Origin of the sequence: Pseudonocardia sp. SID8383 (genome assembly GCF_009864975.1) — a bacterium.
In the GTDB taxonomy this organism is placed as follows: domain Bacteria; phylum Actinomycetota; class Actinomycetes; order Mycobacteriales; family Pseudonocardiaceae; genus Pseudonocardia; species Pseudonocardia alni.
On record NZ_WWFY01000044.1, the window covers coordinates 1 to 3,998 of the forward strand.

At 73.9% G+C, this 3,998-nt stretch carries 4 protein-coding genes; 1 reads left to right on the forward strand and 3 read right to left on the reverse strand.

Translation table 11 applies throughout. The features are described 5' to 3' along the window. Window positions 1-80: 80 nt before the first annotated feature. The 3 genes from trpA to GTW08_RS01340 form a co-directional block, all read right to left on the reverse strand. Entirely contained in the window at window positions 81-875 is a 795-nt protein-coding gene (gene trpA / locus GTW08_RS01330) for a tryptophan synthase subunit alpha (protein ID WP_073575689.1), read from the reverse strand. Then, window positions 875-2,137 (reverse strand): tryptophan synthase subunit beta, encoded by a 1,263-nt coding sequence (gene trpB, locus GTW08_RS01335; protein ID WP_208623018.1) that lies wholly within the window; start codon window positions 2,135-2,137, stop codon window positions 875-877. The genes trpA and trpB overlap by 1 nt, the downstream gene beginning before the upstream one ends. Window positions 2,138-2,296: 159 nt before the next feature. Further along, window positions 2,297-3,541: a CynX/NimT family MFS transporter gene (locus tag GTW08_RS01340; RefSeq protein WP_312888636.1), complete on the reverse strand. Its 1,245-nt coding sequence runs from the start codon at window positions 3,539-3,541 to the stop codon at window positions 2,297-2,299. Between the two features lie 49 nt (window positions 3,542-3,590). Between GTW08_RS01340 and GTW08_RS01345 the strand changes: the two genes are divergently transcribed. Further along, window positions 3,591-3,998 (forward strand): GntR family transcriptional regulator (locus tag GTW08_RS01345; RefSeq protein ID WP_161151277.1); only part of this gene is annotated, 408 nt, incomplete at its 3' end.

Consider the following 3,998-nt stretch of genomic DNA (forward strand, 5'->3'; position numbering starts at 1 on the left):
CGGGAGCTGCGACCGACGGCCCGACGACACACGACGGCCGCGCCCGCCCACGAGGGGCGGACGCGGCCGCTGGAGGAGGGTCAGGCGGAGACGCGCTCCGCGGCGCGGACGCCCTCGGCGAGCTCGCGGGCGAGCGACTCGACCGCCGACGGCCCGCCGGACTCCAGCGCCTGCACGAACGCCGTCCCGACGATGACGCCGTCGGCGTAGCCGGCGACGTCGGCCGCCTGTTCGGCGGTGCGGACGCCGAGGCCGACGCACACCGGCAGGGTCGCGACCTCGCGGGTCCGGGCGACCAGGTCGCGGGCCTCGACGCCGACCGAGCGGACGCCGGTGACGCCCATCAGCGACGCCGCGTAGACGAACCCGCGGCTGGCCTCGACGGTCATCCGCATCCGCTCGGAGGTGGTCGTCTGCGCAACGAGGAACACCCGGTCCAGATCGTGCTTCTCGGAGGCGGTCAGCCAGTCCTCGCAGTCGTCGGGCAGGAGGTCCGGGGTGATGAGCCCGGAGCCGCCGGCCTCGGCGAGCTCGGCGGCGAACCGCTCGACGCCGTAGCGGTCGATCAGGTTCCAGTAGGTCATGACCAGCGCCGGGGCGCCGGCGCCGACCACCGCGCGCACGGCGGTGAACGCGTCCCGGCTGCGGGCACCGTTGTCCAGTGCCTGCTGGGTGGCGCGCTGGATGACCGGGCCGTCCATCAGCGGGTCGGAGTAGGGCAGGCCGATCTCGACGACGTCGACGCCGCCCGCGACCATCGCCCGCATTGCCTCGACCGAGCCCTCGACGGTCGGGTAGCCGACCGGCAGGTAGCCGACCAGCGCGGCCCGGCCCTCGGCGCGGACCTGCTCGATCCGCTGCGCCACGCTGCCCATCAGACCGCTCCGTCCGTCACGGCGTTGCCCTCGTCGTCGATCAGCTGGAAGTACTTCGCGGCGGTGTCGACGTCCTTGTCGCCACGGCCGGACAGGTTGACCAGCACGACCTTGCCCTCGCCCAGGCGCGTCGCCTCGCGCAGCGCACCGGCCAGCGCGTGCGCGCTCTCGATGGCCGGGATGATGCCCTCGGTGCGGCAGAGCAGGCGGAAGGCCTCCATCGCCTCGGCGTCGGTGACCGACTCGTAGCGGGCGCGCCTCATGTCGTGCAGCCACGAGTGCTCCGGGCCGACGCCCGGGTAGTCCAGGCCCGCGGAGATGGAGTGCGAGTCGCGGGTCTGGCCGTCCTCGTCCTGGAGGATGAAGCTGCGCGAGCCGTGCAGGACGCCGACGTCACCGCCGCCGATGGAGGAGGCGTGCCGCGGGGTGTCGACGCCGTCGCCGCCGGCCTCGAAGCCGACCAGCTCGACGGAGGTGTCGTCGAGGAACGCGTGGAAGATGCCCATCGCGTTGGAGCCGCCGCCGACGCAGGCGCAGACCAGGTCGGGCAGGGCACCGGTGAGGTCCTGGACCTGCTGCCGCGCCTCGACGCCGATGATCCGCTGGAAGTCGCGCACCATCGCCGGGAACGGGTGGGGCCCGGCGACCGAGCCGATGAGGTAGTGCGTGTCGGCCACGTTGGTGACCCAGTCGCGCATGGCCTCGTTCATCGCGTCCTTGAGGGTCCGCGTGCCCGAGGTGACCGGGCGGACCTCCGCTCCGAGCATGCGCATCCGGGCGACGTTGAGCGCCTGGCGCTCGGTGTCGACCTCGCCCATGTAGACGACGCACTCCAGGCCCATCAGGGCGGCGGCCGTGGCCGAGGCGACGCCGTGCTGGCCCGCACCGGTCTCGGCGATGACCCGGGTCTTGCCCATGCGCTTGGTGAGCAGCGCCTGCCCCAGCACATTGTTGATCTTGTGCGAGCCGGTGTGGTTCAGGTCCTCGCGCTTGAGCAGGATGCGCGCACCCCCGGCGTGCGCGGCGAACCGCGGCGCCTCGGTGACCAGGCTCGGGCGGCCCGAGTAGGTGCGGTGCAGCTCGGCGAGCTCGGCCTGGAAGGCCTCGTCGGACATGGCCGTGTGGTAGGCCCGCTCGAGCTCGTCCAGCGCGGCGACCAGCGCCTCCGGAACGTAGCGGCCACCGAAACGGCCGAAGTACGGGCCGGTCTGGTCGACCAGCCGCGCCGTGTCCCCGGCCGGGGGAAGGGCGGTGTCGGTCACGAGTACTCCCTGACGGATCGAGGACCCCGATCTCGGGCCGCCGCCGGGCGGGGATGCGCCGGGAGATCGGACGGTCACGACGGTACACCGGGCCCACGACGCCGGACGCGGCACCGGGGGCTCTCATATATCAGCGGCCCGGCGCCGCACGGGCGGACCTCAGACGTAGCGCGGGCGCCCCGCGACCCAGCCCAGCACCATCTCGGCGACGATCACCGCGCCGAGCAGCACCAGCGACGGCGTCCAGGAGCCGGTGAGCCCGTGCAGGATCCCGAACAGGAACGGGCCGGTCGCGCCGATGAGGTAGCCGAAGCCCTGCGCCATCGCCGACAGGTCGGTGGTCTCTGCGGCCTCGCGGGTGCGCAGCGCGATCACGCCGAGCCCCAGCGGGAAGACCGCCATGCCGACGCCGAGCAGGACCGTCCACAGCCAGGGCGCGGCGGCCGGGGCGATCGCGAGTCCGGCGACGGCGGCCAGCGAGCAGCAGGCGAGCCCGACGATCCAGCCCGACTGCGACGCCCGGTTCAGCGCGATCGGCGGGATGACGAAGCTGAGCGGGATGCCGATCAGGTTGATCAGGGCGAGCATCAGCCCGGCGTCGGTGCGGGTGACCCCGACGGAGACGAACAGCTCCGAGAGCCACCCCATCGCGACGTAGGCGACACAGGCCTGGAGCCCGAAGAACGCGGTGACCACCCAGGCCAGCGGCCGGCGCACCATCGGGCGCCGCTCCTCCGCGTCGGCGGCGCGCACGACCGGCTCCGGCTCACCGTGCCGGGCCCCGATCGTCCAGACGACCAGCGCGGCCAGCGACAGCAGCGCCCACGCCCCGACCGCGCCGCGCCAGCCGCCGAGCAGCGGTTCCAGCGGCGGCGTGAACGCGGCGCCGATCCCACCGCCCGCGGCCAGCGCGGCGGTGTAGACGCCGGTGACCCGGCCGACGGCGTGCGGGAAGGACTGCTTCACCACGACCGGGATCAGCACGTTGCCGATCGCGATGCCCGCCGCGGCGACGAAGGTGCCGCCGAGCACGACCCACGGGCCGTCGACGACGCGCAGCACGAGCCCGGCGGTCAGCACCGCCATCGCGAGGCCGATCGCGCGGGCCATGCCGAGCCGGCGGGAGAGCAGCGGCGCGGCGATCGCGGCGAGGCCGAAGCAGATGGTGGGTACCGCGGTGAGCACACTGGTCCAGACCGCGGAGGCACCGAGGCCGTCACGGACCTCGCCGAGCACCGAGGACATCGAGGTCACGGCCGGGCGGAGGTTCGAGGCGGCGAGTGCCACCCCCACGACGAGCAGCGGAGTCCCGACGAGCGCACCGCGACGCGACGGCCCGGTCTCCTCGGCCCGTCCGGTGGCGATGGTCTCCTCCGCGCGCGTCTCCTGCTCAGCAATGCTCACGAAACAGTATTGTTACAGACATAGGATGTTCGGATGGAAGGATGATCCGGTGCCTCTCGTCACAGCGCGCCGCGGTGGCCTGGTCGACCAGGTCATCGACCAGCTCCGTTCCGCCATCACCGGCGGGGAGTGGCCGGTCGGTGCCCGGATACCGCCGGAGTCGGAGCTGGCCTCGTCGTTGGAGGTCGGCCGCAACACCGTCCGCGAGGCCGTCCGCGCCCTCGCCCACGGCGGCCTGCTCGAGGTGCGTCAGGGCGACGGCACCTACGTGCGGGCCACCACCGAGCTGTCCGGGGCGCTGCGCACGCTGTGCGGCCCGGAGCTGCGCGAGGTGCTGGAGGTCCGACGCACCCTGGAGGTCGAGGCGGCCCGGATGGCGGCCGCCCGCCGGACCGACGCCGACCTGACCGTCCTGCGGGCGGCGCTGGCCGGGCGCGACCGGGCCGTCGCGGCCGTC